Consider the following 17,502-nt stretch of genomic DNA (forward strand, 5'->3'; position numbering starts at 1 on the left):
AAAAATAAAAAAGCTCCTCGAAAGGAGCCTTTTTTTTAAAGTATCAACATCGCATCTCCATAGGAGAAGAATCGGTATTTTTCTTTGATTGCCTCTTTGTAAGCCTTCATGATCAAGTCATACCCTCCAAATGCAGCAGCTGTCATTAGCAGCGTTGATTCTGGCAAATGGAAATTTGTGATCAATGCATTGGCAATTTTAAAATCGTAAGGAGGAATGATGAATTTGTCAGTCCATCCGCTGGAAGCTTTCAAATGGTTGCTAGCTGTAACGGAAGACTCGACAGTTTTAAGTACGGTAGTTCCAACAGCAACCACACGTTTCTTATTGTCCAAGGCTTCGTTGACCAACTCGACGGTTTTCTCAGGAATATCATAATTCTCAGAGTCCATTTTATGTTTGGTCAAATCCTCTACGTCTACCTGTCTGAAGGTTCCCAATCCCACATGAAGGGTAATTGGAGTCACTTCGATTCCCTTCAACTCCAAGCGCTTCAGTAAGTGAGGGGTGAAATGCAAACCTGCAGTTGGTGCAGCAACAGCCCCTACATTCTTTGCGAAAACGGTTTGGTAGCGCTCACGATCTTCAGGCTCAACTTTTCGGTCGATGATTTCCTTCAAAAGCGGCGTTTCACCAAGCGTATCAATCGCCTTGTAGAATTCTTCCTGCGTACCATCAAATAGGAATCGGATAGTTCTACCTCTGGAAGTTGTATTGTCAATCACTTCAGCAACCAAATCAGAATCTCCGAAGTACAATTTATTTCCTACCCGGATTTTTCGAGCTGGATCTACCAACACATCCCATAACCTTAACTCCGGATTCAATTCTCGAAGCAAGAATACTTCAATTTCTGCACCTGTTTTTTCCTTATTTCCGTACAGTCGCGCTGGAAAAACCTTTGTATCGTTGGTTACAAAAACATCCCCTTCATCAAAATATTCCAGGATATCTTTGAAGGTGCGATGCTCGAATTCCCCTGTTTTACGGTGAACGACCATGAGTCTGGACTCGTCCCTGTTTTCAGTTGGATAAAGCGCAATAAGTTTCTTAGGTACGTCAAATTTGAAATCTGATAATTTCATAGAGAAGCGTTAGATGTATGGCTATAATTTTTTGTTTAGATTTACTCTAAAAAGTGCAAAGATAAGAATATAATATCCAAAATCCCCTAACTTTAAAGATTGATTTAACCAACTATTCCCCACTATGCTTTTTTTGAGACTTTCTTGGGAGAGCCTTCGCTTTGCTCTCAATGCCCTGAAATCCAATCTAACCCGCACAGTTCTGTCATTATTGGGGGTTACAGTCGGGATATTTGCTATCATTGCTGTTTTTACACTCGTCGATTCACTGGAAAACAATATCAAATCTTCTTTTGCATTTCTTGGAACTAATGTTATCCGAGTTGACAAATTCCCTTTCCAGTCAGGCCCTCCGGGAAATTTTCCTTGGTGGAAATATTTCCGAAGACCCAATAATACTGTTGAAGAATATGAATTTCTGAAAAATAGACTGACCACTGCTGAAGGAATTACCATCTCAGCTTCGGCAAGCACAACAGTAACAGCTGGAAGTAATGCCTATCAAGGGGTACAACTTACTGGGGCTTTTGAAGATTATGGAGATGTCTATGATGCTCCCATCGAAGAAGGCAGACTCTTCAACGGAAATGAAATCAAAGCTGCCAGAAATCTGGCGGTAATAGGAAAAAAGATCGCAGATACCTTATTCCCAAATCAATCTCCAATTGGGAAAGAATTCAAAATCAAAGGACTAAAATTTGTGGTTGTGGGTGTATTTGAGGAAGAAGGAAGTGGGGTTTTGGACCTTCCTTCCAAAGATGAAGCTTGTCTTATTCCTTACCCAGCCTTCACCAAACTTTTCAATACCGGGAAAAACGGAATCAATCCAACCATTGCTGCGAAAGGAATGGAAGAGGATGTGGGTTTGGTAGGAATCGAAAATGAAATGATCGGCTTACTTCGTGCAAAAAGAGCCCTCAAACCTACCGAAGATGATTCCTTTTCGCTTAACAAAACCGAATTCCTTCAAAACGCCATTGGATCCGTATTCGATGTAATTTCTACCGCAGGTTGGGTAATCGGTGGATTCTCCATTTTAGTAGGTGGATTTGGAATAGCCAATATCATGTTTGTCTCCGTCCGTGAACGCACCAATATTATTGGTATCCAAAAATCCTTAGGCGCTAAAAATTACTTTATCCTTTTCCAGTTTCTATTCGAAGCAGTTTGCTTGAGTTTGATTGGAGGAGGGACAGGAATTATTCTCGTGTACTTCCTGAGTTTTGTGCAATTAGGAAGTCTGGATTTGGTTTTATCTCCAGGGAATATCATTCTCGGCTTGGGAGTTTCTTCTATAATTGGAGTGGTTTCAGGAATCGTCCCTGCTACACTCGCGGCCAGAATGGATCCGGTAGAAGCTATTAGAACTACTTAAACGCACTTGTTTGACATCAATAAAAAAGGGAAGCCGATCAAATCGGTTTCCCTTTTTTTAATCAATCAAACACAAAAACAAATCAGTCCATATCGCTAGTCGGATCAACAGGAAGCAATCCGGCAGCAGCCTTGATTTTTCCTTCCAACTCTTCCATCAATTCAGGATTATCGAGTAGAAGATTCTTTACTGCATCACGACCCTGTCCAAGTTTTTCTCCATTGTAAGAGAACCAAGAACCAGCTTTTTTAATAATGTCAAATTCTACTCCTAGATCAATCACTTCTCCAACTTTAGAGATACCCTGACCATACATGATATCAAACTCGACTACTTTAAATGGTGGCGCCACTTTGTTTTTCACTACTTTCACTCGAGTACGGTTACCTGTTACATTATCAGCGCTCTCCTTGATTTGTCCTATGCGTCGAATATCCAAGCGCACAGAAGCATAAAATTTCAAGGCATTACCACCAGTAGTAGTTTCAGGGTTCCCAAACATCACTCCGATTTTCTCACGAAGCTGGTTGATGAAAATACAAGCGCACCCGGTTTTATTAATTGCTCCTGTCAATTTTCTTAGGGCTTGAGACATCAGGCGAGCCTGAAGCCCCATTTTGCTTTCGCCCATTTCACCTTCCAATTCCCCTTTAGGAACCAAGGCTGCCACCGAGTCAATTACAATAATATCTATGGCGCCTGACCGGATCAAATGCTCTGCAATTTCCAATGCCTGCTCACCATTGTCCGGCTGAGAGATCAATAGGTTTTCGGTATCAATGCCTAACTTTTCAGCATATACTTTATCAAAGGCATGCTCTGCATCAATGAAGGCGGCCAAGCCACCTGCTTTCTGCGCTTCTGCGATGCAATGCATGGTCAAAGTTGTTTTACCGGAAGATTCTGGACCATAAATCTCAATTACTCTTCCTCTAGGAATCCCCCCTACACCTAAGGCCATATCCAAGCCAAGCGAACCGGTAGAAATCGCAGGGATATCCTGCACCGTATTATCGCTTAGTTTCATAACGGTCCCTTTTCCATAGGCCTTTTCCAATTTATCAATGGTGAGTTGGAGGGCCTTCAATTTTTCTGCATTCGTACTCATGAGTCTATGTTTAAAGAATTCTTACGTTAAAGTTAAATCTTGTAAAGGACATGGTCAAAAGTGCCATTCATCTTGATTTCGAGAGGCAAATTCGTATTTTTCGCCACTAATCGGCATGCTTTTTCGTAATCATGTTAAAAATACCAGCTTTTTGTCAGGTATTGTCAATTAATATGAAACAAAGTATCAAATTCTCTCTCTTTACTCTATTTCTGCTTCTTTCCCAAGTTGTACTGGGACAGCATAACTACCCCTTTACCTATGGAGAAGAGTTGGAATTTGAAGTAAGTTATGGCTGGTTTAACCTAGCTGATGCCACCATGAAAATCGGCAAAAAACCAGAAACTATCAATGAGAAGACTCATTTCAAAATTGATGTTTATGGAAAAACTAAAGGTGCTGCTACGATTTTCGGAAGGGTAAATGATAACTGGGGGAGCATTTGGGAATTAGAATCCAAACTGCCTTCCGTTTCCTATCGACACATTGAAGAAGGAAAATATAGAAAGCACGAGAAGGTATTTTTCGATCAGCAAAAGAAAAAAGCCAAAATGCAGCTTTTTGACAAGGAAAATAAATCTCTTAAAGAGGAAAAGGAATTTTCTTTGCCCGGAAAAGTCCAGGATATCGTTAGCGGATTCTACTATTTGCGCACCCTTGATCTGAGCAATTTGCAGGTTGGTGACACAGTAGAAATCCTGGGATTTTTTGATAAAGAAATATATAACATAAAATTAATCTACGAGGGACAAGAGCGCATCGATACCGAGCTTGGAGAGAAAGATACCTTCATTTTTTCCCCTCAAATCCCAAAAAACAAACTCTTTAGAGGTGACTTCCCGGTTACTGTCTGGGTGACACAAGACCAAAACAAGATCCCCGTGAAAATCAAGGCGAATTTGTTTCTGGGTTCTCTGAATTTGGAATTGAAATCAGCAAGCGGGCTACGCTATTGATTTCACAGTCCTATAACCTTCCGGTAACATTAGCTTCAAACAGCAGCTTTTCTGATTCTTTTTTAGCCTTCAGCTCATTGGAAAAGCTAAAAAAGTTGCGGGCTATCCTCAAATATTACTTAATTTTAACCAAATCAATAAGCACGGAACCCAATGGGCGATAAGCAGAAAATCAAGGTCCTGGTTGTAGATGACGAACCGGACATAGTTGAGATTCTAAAATACAACCTCCAAAAGGAAGGCTATGAAGTAGAAACTGCTGAAGATGGCGTGAAAGCGGTTAAAAAAGCCTCTAAGTTTTTACCTGATGTGATTCTCCTGGACATCATGATGCCCAATCAGGACGGAGTCGAAACCTGTCGTCAAATCCGGGAAATTCCTGAACTGAAAAACACCTTCGTGATCTTCCTGACAGCCCGAATGGAGGAGTATTCCGAAGTAGCTGCTTTTGATGTGGGTGCGGATGATTATATCACCAAACCTATCAAGCCAAGAGCTTTGATGAGCCGAATTGCGGCGCTATTCAGAAGAGAGGCTAAAAAAGAACAAGAGCAGGCGCAGATCAAAATCAGGGATTTAGTAATCGACCGCGGAAGCTACACCATTGAAAAAGCCGGAAAAACCATTACCCTCCCGAAGAAAGAATTTGAACTTTTGTATTTCCTTGCCAAAAACCCTAATATCGTCTATAGTAGAGATGAGCTTCTTCAGAATATTTGGGGAGCGGATGTATTTGTACTTGCTAGAACAGTAGACGTACACATCCGAAAAGTCCGCGAAAAAATCGGAGATGACTACATCACTACAGTAAAAGGTGTAGGTTATAAGTTCGATTTGGGTTAATTCATGCTCACTACTTCCCGAGGGATTGCTGTTGTATTGGCCTTGGCCATTTCGGTCTTGGTGGTAGCTTTTTTATCCTTAGTGGATGAGGCATCGACCTTAGTCATCCTCGTAGCAGCGGGAGTTGCTTTTTCTACCTCCTACCTTTTAATATCCATTACCCTTGAATTTTTGGTGTTTCGAGAAATTGGCAACATCTACCAATTACTGGAAAAGATTCAAAAGAAAGATCTATCAGAAATTCAGGAGAAGAAAACCAAATCTTCCATTTCTCCCTTGCGGAGAATCAATGCAGTAATCAATTCCTATGCACTTGCCCGCCAAAAGGAAATTGAGGCCCTTCAGAAAAACGCTGAGTTTAGACGGGAATTTATCGCCGATATCTCCCATGAATTGAAGACCCCCATTTTTGCAACTCAGGGCTATATTCACACACTTTTAGACGGTGCGATTGATGATAAACATGTCCGGATGAAGTTTCTGAAGCGGGCTGCAAAAAGCCTAGACTCTTTAGACAACTTGGTTCAGGACTTGCTTACACTGAATCAAATGGAAAGTGGTGTGATCAAGTTTGTATTTACGGACTTTGATTTGAAGGAAGTGATCGAAGAAGTGATTGAGGAATTGGAACACAAAGCTTCCAAAAGAAATGTGAAAATCAACTTCAAATTCGATCCTGAAAAGACCTACATCACGCATGCAGATCGTCAAAAAATCTACAGAGTTTGCCAAAACTTAATCTTCAATGCAGTCAAATACAACCATGAAGCTGGTGAGGTAAAGATTTTATTGAAGACACAAAAGAATCATATTCAAGTCGACATTAAAGATGATGGACAAGGCATCCCTCCTGAAGATCTGAAGCGAATCTTTGAGCGATTCTATCGAGTAGAAAAAAGCCGAAACAAAAAAGAGGGAGGCACCGGGCTGGGACTAGCCATTGTCAAGCATATTTTAGAAGGCCATAAAAGTAAGATTTCAGTCAGCTCCACCGTGGGCAAAGGCTCGATTTTTAGTTTTTCATTGCCATTGGTCAAAGCTAATGCTCCTGAGGATACTCATAAAACAAGTGAGGGAAGTTTGAAATAATGTAAGTTAATTTTTTAACTGCCATTTTCCCTCTACCTTTGCACCCTCTTTGAAGAGGCAGGAGAATCCATGAAGAAAGTAGATTTTCAGAAACTCATTCTGTTTGAAAACGAGGATTACCTGGTAATCAACAAGCCGCCTTACCTGTCGAGCTTAGACGATAGGCATGAGGCGCAGAACATCCTGGACCTTGCCAAGGGTTACTCAGCAGATGCCCAGCTGTGTCATCGATTGGACAAGGAAACATCCGGATGTCTGGTGATTGCTAAGAATCCAGAGGCCTACAGGCACTTGGCCATCCAGTTTGAAAACCGGAAAGTAAGCAAAATCTACCACGCTGTAGTCGAGGGAATAAAGGAATATGAGCACTTGCTAGTAGACCGAAACCTCGTTGCATCAGCCAAAGGAGTCGCCAAAGTCAATAAGGAAGGCAAGCCAGCCCAGACTGTATTTAATACACTTAAAACATACCGGGCTCATTCCTTGATTGAATGCAAACCGATCACAGGTCGATTGCATCAAATCCGGGTACACCTAGCTTACCTCAAATCCCCCATTTGTGGGGATGAACTGTACGGTGGAAAACCTTTGTACCTTTCTTCATTGAAGCGCCGCTTCAATCTCAAGAAGGACACGGAAGAGCTGCCGATTATGCAGCGGGTTTCCTTGCATGCTTTTTCGATTGGATTTGAGGGACTGGATGGAAAAGAAATTTTCGTACAAGCCCCTTATCCGAAGGATTTTCAGGTTTTAATTCATCAATTGGAGAAAACCACCTGATTATCAACCCAGGAAATCCATCGAAAATTTGGTATTCGGATGCTAAACCTATGAAATCGAACAGGGCAAAACCTTTAAATTTTACAGTTTATTGGGCCTGTGAGATTCCATGTGACCATTGAAAACAAGTATAACCACATGAAAATTAGGAGGTAGCATTTGAAATATTTTGCATGGAAAATAAAATACTTCTATCTTTGTGTCCCTTTTTGGGGGTCGAAAACATTTAACAAGCTAAAAATTAAACAGTTACACAGTGGATACTTTAAGCTATAAGACCGTATCGGCTAATGACGCAACTGTAGACAAGCAATGGGTGGTAGTGGACGCTCAGGCTGCAGTTTTGGGTCGATTAGCCAGTGAGGTAGCGAAAATCTTAAGGGGGAAAAACAAACCGAATTTCACCCCTCACGTGGATTGTGGTGACAATGTCATTGTAATCAACGCAGACAAAGTTCGATTGACCGGTAAGAAGTGGGACGAGAAAGTTTACGTTCGCCACACCGGATATCCAGGAGGACAGCGAATTTCTACTCCTAGATTGTTGAAGCAAAAGTCTTCTGCCATCTTGGTTGAGAAAGCTGTAAGAGGCATGTTGCCAAAGAACAGACTAGGAAGAAAAATGTACGGAAACTTGTACGTGTATGAAGGAGCTGAGCACCCACATGAAGCGCAGCAGCCTAAAACCATCACGCTCTAATCGTAAAAACTCATGGATGTAATCAATACAATCGGTAGAAGAAAAACCTCAGTAGCCCGAATCTATTTACAGCCGGGTAAAGGAGAGATCACCGTAAACAAGCAGTCTTTGGAGAAATATTTTCCATTTGACCTACACCAAATCGTGGTTAAGCAGCCTTTGACTTTGGTGGGTGAAGACGGAAACTTCGACATCAAGATCAATGTAGATGGCGGTGGAATCAAAGGACAGGCAGAAGCTGCCAGAATGGCGATCGCCAGAGCTTTGTGTGAAGTAAACGAAGAGCACAGAGGTCCATTGAAGAAAGAAGGATTCTTGACTCGTGACCCTCGTATGGTCGAGCGTAAGAAGCCGGGAAGAAGAAAAGCACGAAGAAGATTCCAGTTCTCCAAGCGTTAATCGGAACTTCCTCCCAATTAATAGAAACCAATTTAATTCATGTCAAAAATCGAATACAAAGACTTATTGGATGCTGGTGTTCACTTCGGACACTTGACGAGAAAGTGGGATCCCCGTATGGCTCCATACATCTTCATGGAGAAGAACGGAATCCACATTATCGACCTTAATAAAACGCTTGCCTGCCTCGAAGAAGCATCCGCCGCAGTCAAGCAGATCGTAAGATCAGGCAAAAAAGTAATGTTCGTAGCTACTAAAAAACAGGCTAAAGACCTAGTAGCTGACGAAGCTCGCCGTCTTAACATGCCTTACGTAACCGAAAGATGGTTGGGTGGTATGTTGACCAACTTCGCTACTATCAGAAAATCTTTGAAGAAGATGTCTTCTTTGGATAAGATGATGAAAGAAGATTCTTTCAAGAATATGGCGAAAAAAGAGCGATTGATGATCTCTCGTCAAAAAGAGAAAATGGAAACTGTTCTTGGCGGTATCGCTGACTTGACCAGACTTCCAGCTGCTCTTTTCATCGTTGACATCAAGCGTGAGCACATTGCGATTGCCGAAGCACAAAAGCTTGGTATCCCTGTTTTCGCATTGGTAGATACAAACTCCAACCCAAATGAGGTGGATTTCCCTATCCCTGCCAATGATGATGCTTTCAAATCAGTTAATCTACTCGTAAAAGCATTCGGTGCGGCTATCGAAGAAGGCCTTGCTGAGCGCAAAAAAGAGAAGGAAGAAGCAAAACTTTCTGAAGAGGAAGAGGCTAAAAGAGCCGTTGACGCTGAAACCAAAGAATAATCCCACTACTGATTTTGAAATAATTAAAAAAATTGAACATCTGGTTCCGGCCGATGTTCAATTTTTTGTTTTATCTGATGGGGTCGGATTCCATAATGGATCAGATCCGAAGCTTGCTTAGCAGGCTTTCAAATGAAATAAATATCGTTTAATTCCATAAACAGACCCGAAAATGGCAATTACTGCACAAGACGTAAACAAATTGAGACAAATGACCGGTGCCGGTATGATGGATTGCAAAAAAGCCTTGACTGAAGCTGAAGGCGATTTTGAAAAAGCAATCGACATCTTACGTAAAAAAGGTCAAAAAGTATCTGCTTCCAGAGCTGATCGCGAAACCAAAGAAGGTGTAGTGGTAACTCACGTTAGCGAAGACGGAACTAAAGGAACTATTCTTTCCCTGACTTGCGAAACTGACTTCGTAGCTAAAAACGAAGAGTTCGGTGCTTTCGCAAACACCCTTTTGAACCTAGCGGTAGAAAACGGTGCTGCTTCTAAAGAAGCAATCATGGCATTGCCTATCGAAGGAATCACTGTAGCAGAAAAAATCGTTGAAATGACCGGTAAAATCGGTGAGAAAATCGACGTTTCTCACTTTGAAACCGTTTCTGCTGAGGCTGTTGTTCCTTACATTCACTCTAATGGTAAATTGGGTGTATTGGTAGGTTTGACTAACACTAACGGAGCTGACGTTGAAGAAGCTGGAAAAGACGTTGCAATGCAAATTGCAGCTATGAATCCAGTGGCTGTTGACAAAGACGGAGTAGATGCTTCTACTATCGAGCGTGAAATCGAAGTTGGTAAAGAACAAGCTAGAGCTGAAGGCAAGCCTGAAGAAATGTTGGAAAAAATTGCTTTGGGTAAATTGAACAAGTTCTACAAAGAAAACACCTTGTTGAGCCAGCAATTCGTAAAAGACAACAGCAAAACTATTGCTCAATACTTGGACGGAGTAAGCAAAGGTTTGACTGTTTCAGCTTTCAAGAGAATCTCTATCGGATAATTGATTTCCGACTAATCATAAAAAAACCCTTTCTGTTGATTCAGAAAGGGTTTTTTATTGCCTTTATAATTCTATTACGGTCTCAAAGCAGCCACACCTGGCAACTCTTTTCCTTCCATATATTCCAATAAAGCTCCACCACCGGTAGACACAAAGGAAACTTGATCTCCATAGCCAAACTTGTTGACTGCGGCTGCTGAATCACCTCCACCAATCAAAGAGAAAGCTCCATTTTTAGTAGCCGCCACAACTGCCTCAGCTACTGCTTTGGTTCCTTTGTCGAATGACTCCATTTCAAAAACCCCCATTGGACCATTCCAAAGGATGGTTTTGGACTTCAAAATGGTTTCAGCGAATAATTCACGGGTTTTTGGACCGATATCCAAGCCCATCCAACCGTCAGGAATTTCACCTTTATTTGCCAATCCTTGTTCCGCATCGTTGGCAAAAGCCTTTGAAATCACCGTATCAACAGGAAGAATCAAATTCACTCCTTTTGATTTGGCTTTTTCCATCAACTCCAACACAAAGTCCAACTTATCTGCCTCCAACAAAGAATCACCGATCGTTCCACCTTGAGCTTTAGCGAAAGTATAGGACATCCCTCCACCTATGATCAGGTTGTCCACTTTGTCCAGCAAACGCTCTATGATCAAAATCTTATCAGAGATCTTAGCACCGCCCATGATTGCTGTGTAAGGTCTTTCAGGATTTCCCAAAACCTTGTCAGCATTCTCTAGCTCGGAAAGCATGAGGTATCCACAAACTTTCTCTGTGAAAAACTGAGCAATCACCGCCGTAGAGGCATGAGCTCGATGCGCCGTACCAAAGGCATCATTCACATATATATCTCCTAGGGAAGCCAATTTCTTTGCGAATTCTGCGTCTCCCTTTTCTTCTTCTTTGTAAAAGCGAAGGTTTTCCAAAAGCAAAACCTCTCCCGGCTTCAAGCCAGCGGCTAAGACTTTGGCTTCTTCACCAATGCAATCTGGAGCAAATTTTACCGCTTGGCCCAAGGCTTTTTCTAAGTCTACCACAATGTGTCTCAAAGAAAATTTGTCTTCAGGACCATTTTTTGGTCTTCCCAAGTGGGACATCAAAATAGCCGCCCCGCCATCGCTTAGGATTTTCTTGATGGTTGGCAAAGCAGCTTGTATCCGGGTATCATCCGTTACTTTCAGGTTTTCATCCAAAGGCACGTTGAAATCTACCCGCACGAGAGCTTTCTTCCCCTCGAAACTCAGATTATCGACGTTTTTGATTCTAGGATTCATAAAATAGGATTTAATAGATTATAGAAAATTCGAAAAACACGGTCGAATTTATCAAAGATTACAACAAAAAGCGATTTTCTTGAAGCAGTAAATCTAGGGCGAAAAATTATCCCTTGGCCGCAGCCCTTCTTAAGCGGTCATTTATAGCACGCCCCAATCCATTTTCAGGCATCAATTCGGCTACAATAACCTCCACGCCAGATTGATCCAACTGACGCAAATAATCAAACAAATTCCGGGCAGCCTCAACTAAATCCCCACTGGGACTTAATTGGAATTGAGGTGCAGGACCATCCAAGGTAAACCGCTTATTCAAACTCAATACTCCAAAGGGTCTTCCTCTTTGCAGCATTTCTGGAACCAACTCATCCAAATCACCTAAGATAAATTCTTTGGTAGGCGCATAGTGGCTCTTTAATAAACCTGGAGCCGCAGGATTTGAACTGCTGTGGGATTTAATCTCAACTTCTCCCACAACTTCTGTGATTTGATTTAGATCCAAGCCTCCTAAGCGATAAACGGTTACTTTTCCATCTTCCATTCCCACAATCGTACTTTCCAATCCCACTTCGCAACTTCCACCATCCAAAATGTATGGGATTTTATCACCCAACTGCTTAGCTACATGGCTTGCTTGGGTAGGGCTGATATAGCCAAAAGGATTGGCACTGGGAGCAGCCAAGGGAAAGTCTAATTCTTGAAGTAAACTTCTCGTCAAGGAGTGTCGGGGAACACGAACGGCAACTCGACTCAATCCGGCAGTTACTAGATCAGGAATGATAGCTTTCTTTTCAAGCAAAATCGTCAAAGGTCCCGGCCAAAACTTCTCTCCCAGCTTTCGTAAAGCCTCAGGAATTTCGCATACAAAAGCTCCAATTTTTTCTATGGAATCGGTATGGACGATCAAGGGATCAAAAGAGGGACGGTTTTTGGTTTCAAAAATCTTTGCAACAGCGCCCACATCCAAGGCATTTCCAGCCAAGCCATAAACTGTCTCAGTTGGAATAGCAACCAATTGGCCGGCTTCCAAAAATTCTTTCGCTTTCTCTATGTCCTGACCGATGATAGCCATTTTACTGACAGAAGTCTTTCACCCAGCTTTCAGCTTCTTGGTATCCCAAGGAAAGAGCCATTTGTAAATCGACGCATCCTTCCGACTTTTCATTCAGGGCACTCAATCGAGTCACTCCCAATAAATAATAGGCAGCCCCATTCTTGGGATCCAAATTGACCGCATTGGTCAAAGATTCAAGCGCTCCAATCGGATCATTATTTCCCATTTGGGCTTTTCCCTTATTAAAATAGACCAAAGCTTGATTGGGATTTACCTGAAGAGCCATATCGAAATCCAAAATAGCATCTTCATAATATTCGATTCCTAATAGCGCTAAACCTCGGTTGTAGTAAATATCGGTCTGTTGAGGATCCAAACGATTAGCCATATTATAATCGGACACCGCTTCCTTCAAATTCCCTAATTCAAAGTGGGAATTCCCGCGATTAAACCAAGGCTTATAACTGGCAGAATCTGCTTCGATGGCTTCAGAGAAAACAGAAATTGCCTCCTTATATTTTTCTTGCTGAAACAAGGCAACTCCCTTTGCATTGAGCGCCTGACCTTGAATTGCATTTTTTTCCAAAACCCGATCAAAAATAGAAATAGCATCATCCCATTGTTGGGCGTCCATTTTTTCCAAACCGGCCTTCATCAGCTCTTCTTCGCTGGGTGCACAAGCAACAAGGCTGAAAACAAACAGCCCGAAAATCCAAATTTTCTTCACTTCCTTATTGATTTTGCGCAAAGATAGGGAATCACGCGCTTTTGTTGAGATCAGCCTCCATAATCTCCCGGTAATTACTTGGGATAGAGACAGGTTTCATGTTTTCCATAGAAACAGATACCATGATGGTTTTGCATTTTGCAAAAACTTGCTGATTAGATTCATCCACTAAAACCTGCTCCAGGTCAAATGAAGAATTACCCAATCGACTGCAGCGGACATAAGCTTTGACCTTATCTTCCATGTGGATGGGTTTTACGTAGTCCAACTCGATCCGAGCCACTACGGTACCTACTTCCATAATATTCCAGCCACAAAGTTCATAAAGATATTGCGCCCTAGCATGCTCGAAATAATTGAAATAAATCCCATTATTCACATGCATATAGCCATCAATATCCGAAAAGCGAACCTGAATCGGAACTGAAAATTCAAACCCTTCAAGAGTACTCATAGAATCCTAAAGCCTTAAAGCAAAATTTCTGATTTACTGGTTTTTTCAAGCATCCGGAGAATGGAAGGATTGTACCCAATCATATCTGCCACCGAATCAAAACTAAACCAAGCTAAGGAAATACTCTCGTCACTAATCTGTAGGGGTTCATCCATATCTGCTTCCAAAAGGAAGCGAACATCATAATGATAATGTTCGGGAACATGAGGTCGCTCCGGGATGATATGTTTGTCTAAATCAAAAATTTGCTCTTCTACCAACCGAAGATTTTGCAAACCGCTTTCCTCCATTGCCTCTTTCATCGCAACCTCCATGAGGTTTTCATTTCCATCAGCATGACCACCCAACTGAAGCCAGCGTCCCAACTTCCGATGTAAAGTCAGAAGTGTATGGGTTCGCTTTTTATTCACGATCCAAGATGAAGCTGTAAAGTGCCCAGCCAGTCTTTCTCGCTTGTAGGCAAGCGGATCCTCGGTTAAAGCTGCAAAATCAGCAATAAATTCAGCCTCCTCCTCGTAAGGAGTCCGGTACAATTCCAGTTGTTTTTGAAAGGTGTATCTATCCATGGTTGGTATCGAATAAGCGATCGATCATTTGGTCGAAAGGTTGAGCATCTTCGTAGAGACGGTCCGAATAGACCGTTACCAGAAGCTTCAGGTAACTGGGTTTATTATCAATACTGATTTTCTCAATACTTACATTTCCGAAAAGCTGGGAAATGCGCTGATTTTCGGAAGGTGATTGCAAGGGAGGTTTAAGGTAAAACTTTTCTGTGGTTTTTACTTGATCGTTGATTTCTTCCATTTTTCGATCAAGACTCACCTGCTTATACCCCAAAGCTAAGATGCGTCGTGAAAAAGCCAAGAAAAGCTTGGAAAAAGTTTCCGGTGTAAAAGGCGGCTCATAGGTCACCGCAAATCCATTTGCATAGGGAGATTGGAAAAGGTGAACCTGTGGACTTTCGTTTATTCCGGTCCTTTTCAAATGATAGCTTCGATAAACTTGATCAAACAACTTAGTCGCTTCCTCACCATCCATCCAACTCTCAATTTCCTGTAAATCAGCTTCTTTGAACTCATAATTCTCCTTTACCTTTACAGGGCTTTTGGCTGGATTTTTAAAGATCTTCCCAAAAAGATCGTCAAAGAAGCTATTCATCAGGCTTTAATGTTAGAGTTCCCACAGGAGTTAATTGAATCTCACCTTCATCGATCAGTTCTCGGATTAATTCCACAGCAAATTCCGCATTGGAATAATTCACCTGATTGATCAGTGAGTCTTGTTCTAACTCACCAGCAAGCCGCAAAGTTTCAATTATCCACTTTTTGAGTTTTTCGCCTAAAGCTCCCGGATCCCTTCGATGAGCAATACACCAATCGCAGATTCCACAGGTTTCATCCGTTTTCTCTCCAAAATACTCCTGAATAAACTGGGTTCGGCAGATCAAATTTTGGTGGACATACATGACCATACTTTTAGCCTTTTCTAAGGTCAGGTCCCTTCTTTGACTAATCCGTTTGACATTCAGAGGTAACTTAGCCGCGTCATAGCGAGGGGTCAGAAAGGTGATTTGTGGCTTATCTTTTCGCTTTTCATAGTCCGCGATTTCGAATTGAGCCATCCGTTCCAAAAGCTTGACTAGCTCCGACTCCTTCATTTCCAGAAACTTGGCGATCTTGGATTCCTGGATTTTGATGTATTCTGAAAACAAATTCCCTCCATAGGTCCGAAGTAATATTTTAATAACTGGATCCAATCGAGCTTGGGAAATCTGAAATTCATACAATTGCTGAGGATTCACCAAAAAGTGAAGTCGGGATGGACTGTAATAACTTTCACTCAAACCAATAAATCCCTCCTCTTCCAAAACCTTGAGTGCATAAAAAGTCTCCAAAACACCCAAATTGTATGTTTTTGCAAACTCACCCCAATCAAAATCAAAGCTGCTAAGCATATTACTACCAACAGCTATCTGGAAATAATTGGCGAGGCATTGGTAGACTTTCTTAATAAAATCAATAGGAGGATACACTAAGGCAGCCCGGTCCATTAGCTTTTCCAGATTTTCTTCATTGCACAGCAAAACAACATAAGACTTTTTGCCATCTCTTCCAGCACGTCCAGCTTCCTGGTAGTAACTTTCGATATTCTCTGGCACATCCGAATGAATCACTACCCGCACATCAGGTTTGTCGATTCCCATTCCAAAGGCATTAGTGGAAACCATCACCCGAACTTGATTTTTCATCCAAGCTTCCTGACGCTCCGTTCGGTCTTTAACTGATAAACCCGCATGGTAAAACGTGGCAGAAATCCCTAATTGATGGAGTGCTTTGGCTATTTGTTGAGTTGCTTGCCGATTTCTGACGTACCAAATCGCACTTCCCCCTACTCTATCCAGAATTTCTTTTCCTTTCTCTAATTTATTTTCTACCAAGCGGACATGATAACTCAGATTTTCTCTAGCAAAACTTTGCCTGAATACCTGAGGATTTTTCATCTCCAACTTCTCCACAATATCCTGCAAAACCTGTGGGGTCGCAGAAGCAGTCAAAGCCAACATGGGTACATTTGGATGAAAGGTTCGAATAGCGGCAATTTCCAGATAAGGAGGTCTGAAATCATAGCCCCATTGGGAAATACAGTGGGCCTCGTCTATAGCAATCAAATTGACGGGCATTTGCTTAAATCGCTCAATAAAAATATCAGACTTTAGTCTCTCGGGAGAGACATATAAAAACTTGTAATTCCCGTAGATGCAGTTATCCAAAGCCCGATCAATCTCCCGGTAACTCATCCCAGAATAAATTGCCTGGGCGAGAACCCCTCTAGCCCTAAGTTGATCTACCTGATCTTTCATCAAAGCGATCAAAGGACTGATCACCAAGCAAATCCCATCTAAAGTTAATCCAGGAATCTGATAGCAAAGGGATTTCCCTCCACCTGTTGGCATCAGGGCAAGACTATCCGCACCATCCAAAACCGATTGAATGACTTGCCTTTGGACTGGCCGAAAATCTCCGAATCCAAAAACCTGTTGCAGGATTTGCTTGGCCCTATTTTCCAATTACCAACTCGGTTTTTCTTTGTTCAAAAATGCAGAAATACCCCGAACACAATCCGGGTTAGATCTGGATTTGGCATTCAAGACAGCTGCCTCCTCGAGTTTCTTCTGTCTTTCTTCCTGATGAAGACTTCGAAGAAGCGCCTTAGTTGTAGTCATTGCATGCCCCGAATTATTCTCAATCAGTTTTTGGGTAAATTCTTGGACTTCTTTTTCTAAAAATTCAAGTTCAGTCACAGCGGTAACTATCCCCAATTCTGCTGCCTTTTGAGCGGAAATTAATTCACCTGACAAAAGGAGTTCCTGGGTTTTGGCAGCACCAATTTGCTCCTGCAAAAAGATAGAAACTAAAGCAGGAATAAAGCCAATTTTCACCTCTGTATATCCAAAAAGTGCATCAGGAACTGTGAAAGCAAAATCGCAAACCGTGACTAAACCACATCCTCCTGCCAAAGCATGTCCTTGAACCTGCGCTATAACAGGCTTAGGGAAATTATAAATCCGGTCAAATAAACTCATCAGCCGTCGGCTGTCAACAAGATTTTCTTCAGGAGTAAAGTTTTGCATCTGTTGCAGATAGGCTAAATCAGCTCCTGCACAGAAAGCTTTCCCCTCGGCAGCAATAATTACGACCTTCACCTCTTCGTCTGATTCCAATTCACCCAAAGCCCCCAGCATTCCCTCCACCAATTCAGTGCTCATGGCATTTCTTTTTTCCGGACGATTAAGAGTTATTTTTCCGATTCGGTTTGACTTTTCGAGTCTGATTGGAGATTCCATGTTTAATTCT

General features: G+C 41.9%; 19 protein-coding genes. 9 read left to right on the forward strand and 10 right to left on the reverse strand.

The features are described from left to right. Positions 1-35: 35 nt before the first annotated feature. Positions 36-1,085, reverse strand: a complete 1,050-nt coding sequence (gene queA, locus E4S40_RS13705; protein WP_135075222.1) for a tRNA preQ1(34) S-adenosylmethionine ribosyltransferase-isomerase QueA — start codon at positions 1,083-1,085, stop codon at positions 36-38. Between the two features lie 124 nt (positions 1,086-1,209). Between queA and E4S40_RS13710 the strand changes: the two genes are divergently transcribed. After that, complete coding sequence (locus tag E4S40_RS13710; protein WP_135075225.1) at positions 1,210-2,460, forward strand: ABC transporter permease; 1,251 nt, start codon at positions 1,210-1,212, stop codon at positions 2,458-2,460. An 82-nt stretch (positions 2,461-2,542) separates the two neighbouring features. On the opposite strand, the gene recA is transcribed toward E4S40_RS13710, so the two are convergent. Beyond that, on the reverse strand, positions 2,543-3,568 hold the full coding sequence (recA, locus tag E4S40_RS13715; protein ID WP_135075228.1) for a recombinase RecA: 1,026 nt from the start codon (positions 3,566-3,568) through the stop codon (positions 2,543-2,545). A 173-nt stretch (positions 3,569-3,741) separates the two neighbouring features. On the opposite strand from recA, the gene E4S40_RS13720 reads away from it, so the two are divergent. From E4S40_RS13720 to tsf, 8 genes are all read left to right on the forward strand, one after another. Further along, positions 3,742-4,524: a DUF3108 domain-containing protein gene (locus E4S40_RS13720; protein ID WP_135075231.1), complete on the forward strand. Its 783-nt coding sequence runs from the start codon at positions 3,742-3,744 to the stop codon at positions 4,522-4,524. Positions 4,525-4,677: 153 nt separating this feature from the next. Beyond that, complete coding sequence (locus E4S40_RS13725) at positions 4,678-5,367, forward strand: response regulator transcription factor (RefSeq protein WP_135075234.1); 690 nt, start codon at positions 4,678-4,680, stop codon at positions 5,365-5,367. 3 nt (positions 5,368-5,370) lie between these two features. Continuing rightward, positions 5,371-6,456, forward strand: a complete 1,086-nt coding sequence (locus E4S40_RS13730; RefSeq protein ID WP_135075236.1) for a sensor histidine kinase — start codon at positions 5,371-5,373, stop codon at positions 6,454-6,456. Between the two features lie 69 nt (positions 6,457-6,525). Further along, the gene (locus E4S40_RS13735; RefSeq protein ID WP_135075239.1) at positions 6,526-7,236 is read left to right on the forward strand and encodes an RluA family pseudouridine synthase; all 711 of its coding nucleotides are present in this window, start codon (positions 6,526-6,528) and stop codon (positions 7,234-7,236) included. 256 nt (positions 7,237-7,492) lie between these two features. Continuing rightward, positions 7,493-7,936 carry a 50S ribosomal protein L13 gene (gene rplM, locus E4S40_RS13740; RefSeq protein ID WP_135075242.1) on the forward strand — a complete coding sequence of 148 codons (444 nt, stop codon included), beginning with the start codon at positions 7,493-7,495 and terminating at the stop codon, positions 7,934-7,936. A gap of 12 nt (positions 7,937-7,948) precedes the next feature. Continuing rightward, positions 7,949-8,335 carry a 30S ribosomal protein S9 gene (rpsI, locus tag E4S40_RS13745; RefSeq protein ID WP_135075245.1) on the forward strand — a complete coding sequence of 129 codons (387 nt, stop codon included), beginning with the start codon at positions 7,949-7,951 and terminating at the stop codon, positions 8,333-8,335. A gap of 39 nt (positions 8,336-8,374) precedes the next feature. Further along, positions 8,375-9,136, forward strand: coding sequence for a 30S ribosomal protein S2 (rpsB, locus tag E4S40_RS13750; RefSeq protein WP_135075249.1), 762 nt, complete (start codon positions 8,375-8,377; stop codon positions 9,134-9,136). 172 nt (positions 9,137-9,308) lie between these two features. Further along, a complete protein-coding gene (gene tsf, locus E4S40_RS13755; protein WP_135075252.1) occupies positions 9,309-10,139 on the forward strand; it encodes a translation elongation factor Ts in 831 nt (276 codons plus the stop codon). Between the two features lie 74 nt (positions 10,140-10,213). Here the strand turns inward: tsf and E4S40_RS13760 are convergent, their stop codons facing one another. The 8 genes from E4S40_RS13760 to E4S40_RS13795 all read right to left on the reverse strand — a co-directional run bounded on the left by E4S40_RS13760 (position 10,214) and on the right by E4S40_RS13795 (position 17,492). Beyond that, positions 10,214-11,413, reverse strand: a complete 1,200-nt coding sequence (locus E4S40_RS13760; protein WP_135075255.1) for a phosphoglycerate kinase — start codon at positions 11,411-11,413, stop codon at positions 10,214-10,216. Positions 11,414-11,519: 106 nt separating this feature from the next. Beyond that, positions 11,520-12,485, reverse strand: coding sequence for an L-threonylcarbamoyladenylate synthase (locus tag E4S40_RS13765; RefSeq protein WP_135075258.1), 966 nt, complete (start codon positions 12,483-12,485; stop codon positions 11,520-11,522). 1 nt (position 12,486) lies between these two features. Further along, on the reverse strand, positions 12,487-13,194 hold the full coding sequence (locus E4S40_RS13770) for a tetratricopeptide repeat protein (protein ID WP_237563201.1): 708 nt from the start codon (positions 13,192-13,194) through the stop codon (positions 12,487-12,489). Between the two features lie 31 nt (positions 13,195-13,225). Next, a complete protein-coding gene (locus tag E4S40_RS13775) occupies positions 13,226-13,648 on the reverse strand; it encodes an acyl-CoA thioesterase (RefSeq protein ID WP_135075261.1) in 423 nt (140 codons plus the stop codon). Positions 13,649-13,662: 14 nt separating this feature from the next. Then, on the reverse strand, positions 13,663-14,214 hold the full coding sequence (locus E4S40_RS13780) for an NUDIX hydrolase (RefSeq protein WP_135075264.1): 552 nt from the start codon (positions 14,212-14,214) through the stop codon (positions 13,663-13,665). Further along, a complete protein-coding gene (locus E4S40_RS13785) occupies positions 14,207-14,806 on the reverse strand; it encodes a hypothetical protein (protein ID WP_135075267.1) in 600 nt (199 codons plus the stop codon). The genes E4S40_RS13780 and E4S40_RS13785 overlap by 8 nt, the downstream gene beginning before the upstream one ends. Next, entirely contained in the window at positions 14,799-16,715 is a 1,917-nt protein-coding gene (locus E4S40_RS13790; protein ID WP_135075270.1) for a RecQ family ATP-dependent DNA helicase, read from the reverse strand. Before E4S40_RS13790 ends, E4S40_RS13785 begins: the two co-directional genes overlap by 8 nt. Then, positions 16,716-17,492 (reverse strand): enoyl-CoA hydratase/isomerase family protein, encoded by a 777-nt coding sequence (locus tag E4S40_RS13795; RefSeq protein ID WP_135075273.1) that lies wholly within the window; start codon positions 17,490-17,492, stop codon positions 16,716-16,718. Positions 17,493-17,502 lie beyond the last annotated feature (10 nt).

Source organism: Algoriphagus kandeliae (assembly GCF_004571135.1).
Lineage (GTDB): Bacteria > Bacteroidota > Bacteroidia > Cytophagales > Cyclobacteriaceae > Algoriphagus > Algoriphagus kandeliae.

Bases quoted from the DNA above. Each gene is read 5' to 3' on its own strand.
- E4S40_RS13735 (WP_135075239.1), top strand. From the start codon at position 6,526: ATGAAGAAAGTAGATTTTCAGAAACTCATTCTGTTTGAAAACGAGGAT.
- E4S40_RS13765 (WP_135075258.1), bottom strand. From the start codon at position 12,485: ATGGCTATCATCGGTCAGGACATAGAGAAAGCGAAAGAATTTTTGGAA.
- E4S40_RS13760 (WP_135075255.1), bottom strand. From the start codon at position 11,413: ATGAATCCTAGAATCAAAAACGTCGATAATCTGAGTTTCGAGGGGAAG.
- recA (WP_135075228.1), bottom strand. From the start codon at position 3,568: ATGAGTACGAATGCAGAAAAATTGAAGGCCCTCCAACTCACCATTGAT.
- E4S40_RS13785 (WP_135075267.1), bottom strand. From the start codon at position 14,806: ATGAATAGCTTCTTTGACGATCTTTTTGGGAAGATCTTTAAAAATCCA.
- rpsI (WP_135075245.1), top strand. From the start codon at position 7,949: ATGGATGTAATCAATACAATCGGTAGAAGAAAAACCTCAGTAGCCCGA.
- tsf (WP_135075252.1), top strand. From the start codon at position 9,309: ATGGCAATTACTGCACAAGACGTAAACAAATTGAGACAAATGACCGGT.
- E4S40_RS13720 (WP_135075231.1), top strand. From the start codon at position 3,742: ATGAAACAAAGTATCAAATTCTCTCTCTTTACTCTATTTCTGCTTCTT.
- E4S40_RS13730 (WP_135075236.1), top strand. From the start codon at position 5,371: ATGCTCACTACTTCCCGAGGGATTGCTGTTGTATTGGCCTTGGCCATT.
- rpsB (WP_135075249.1), top strand. From the start codon at position 8,375: ATGTCAAAAATCGAATACAAAGACTTATTGGATGCTGGTGTTCACTTC.
- E4S40_RS13780 (WP_135075264.1), bottom strand. From the start codon at position 14,214: ATGGATAGATACACCTTTCAAAAACAACTGGAATTGTACCGGACTCCT.
- E4S40_RS13775 (WP_135075261.1), bottom strand. From the start codon at position 13,648: ATGAGTACTCTTGAAGGGTTTGAATTTTCAGTTCCGATTCAGGTTCGC.
- E4S40_RS13710 (WP_135075225.1), top strand. From the start codon at position 1,210: ATGCTTTTTTTGAGACTTTCTTGGGAGAGCCTTCGCTTTGCTCTCAAT.
- queA (WP_135075222.1), bottom strand. From the start codon at position 1,085: ATGAAATTATCAGATTTCAAATTTGACGTACCTAAGAAACTTATTGCG.
- E4S40_RS13795 (WP_135075273.1), bottom strand. From the start codon at position 17,492: ATGGAATCTCCAATCAGACTCGAAAAGTCAAACCGAATCGGAAAAATA.
- E4S40_RS13725 (WP_135075234.1), top strand. From the start codon at position 4,678: ATGGGCGATAAGCAGAAAATCAAGGTCCTGGTTGTAGATGACGAACCG.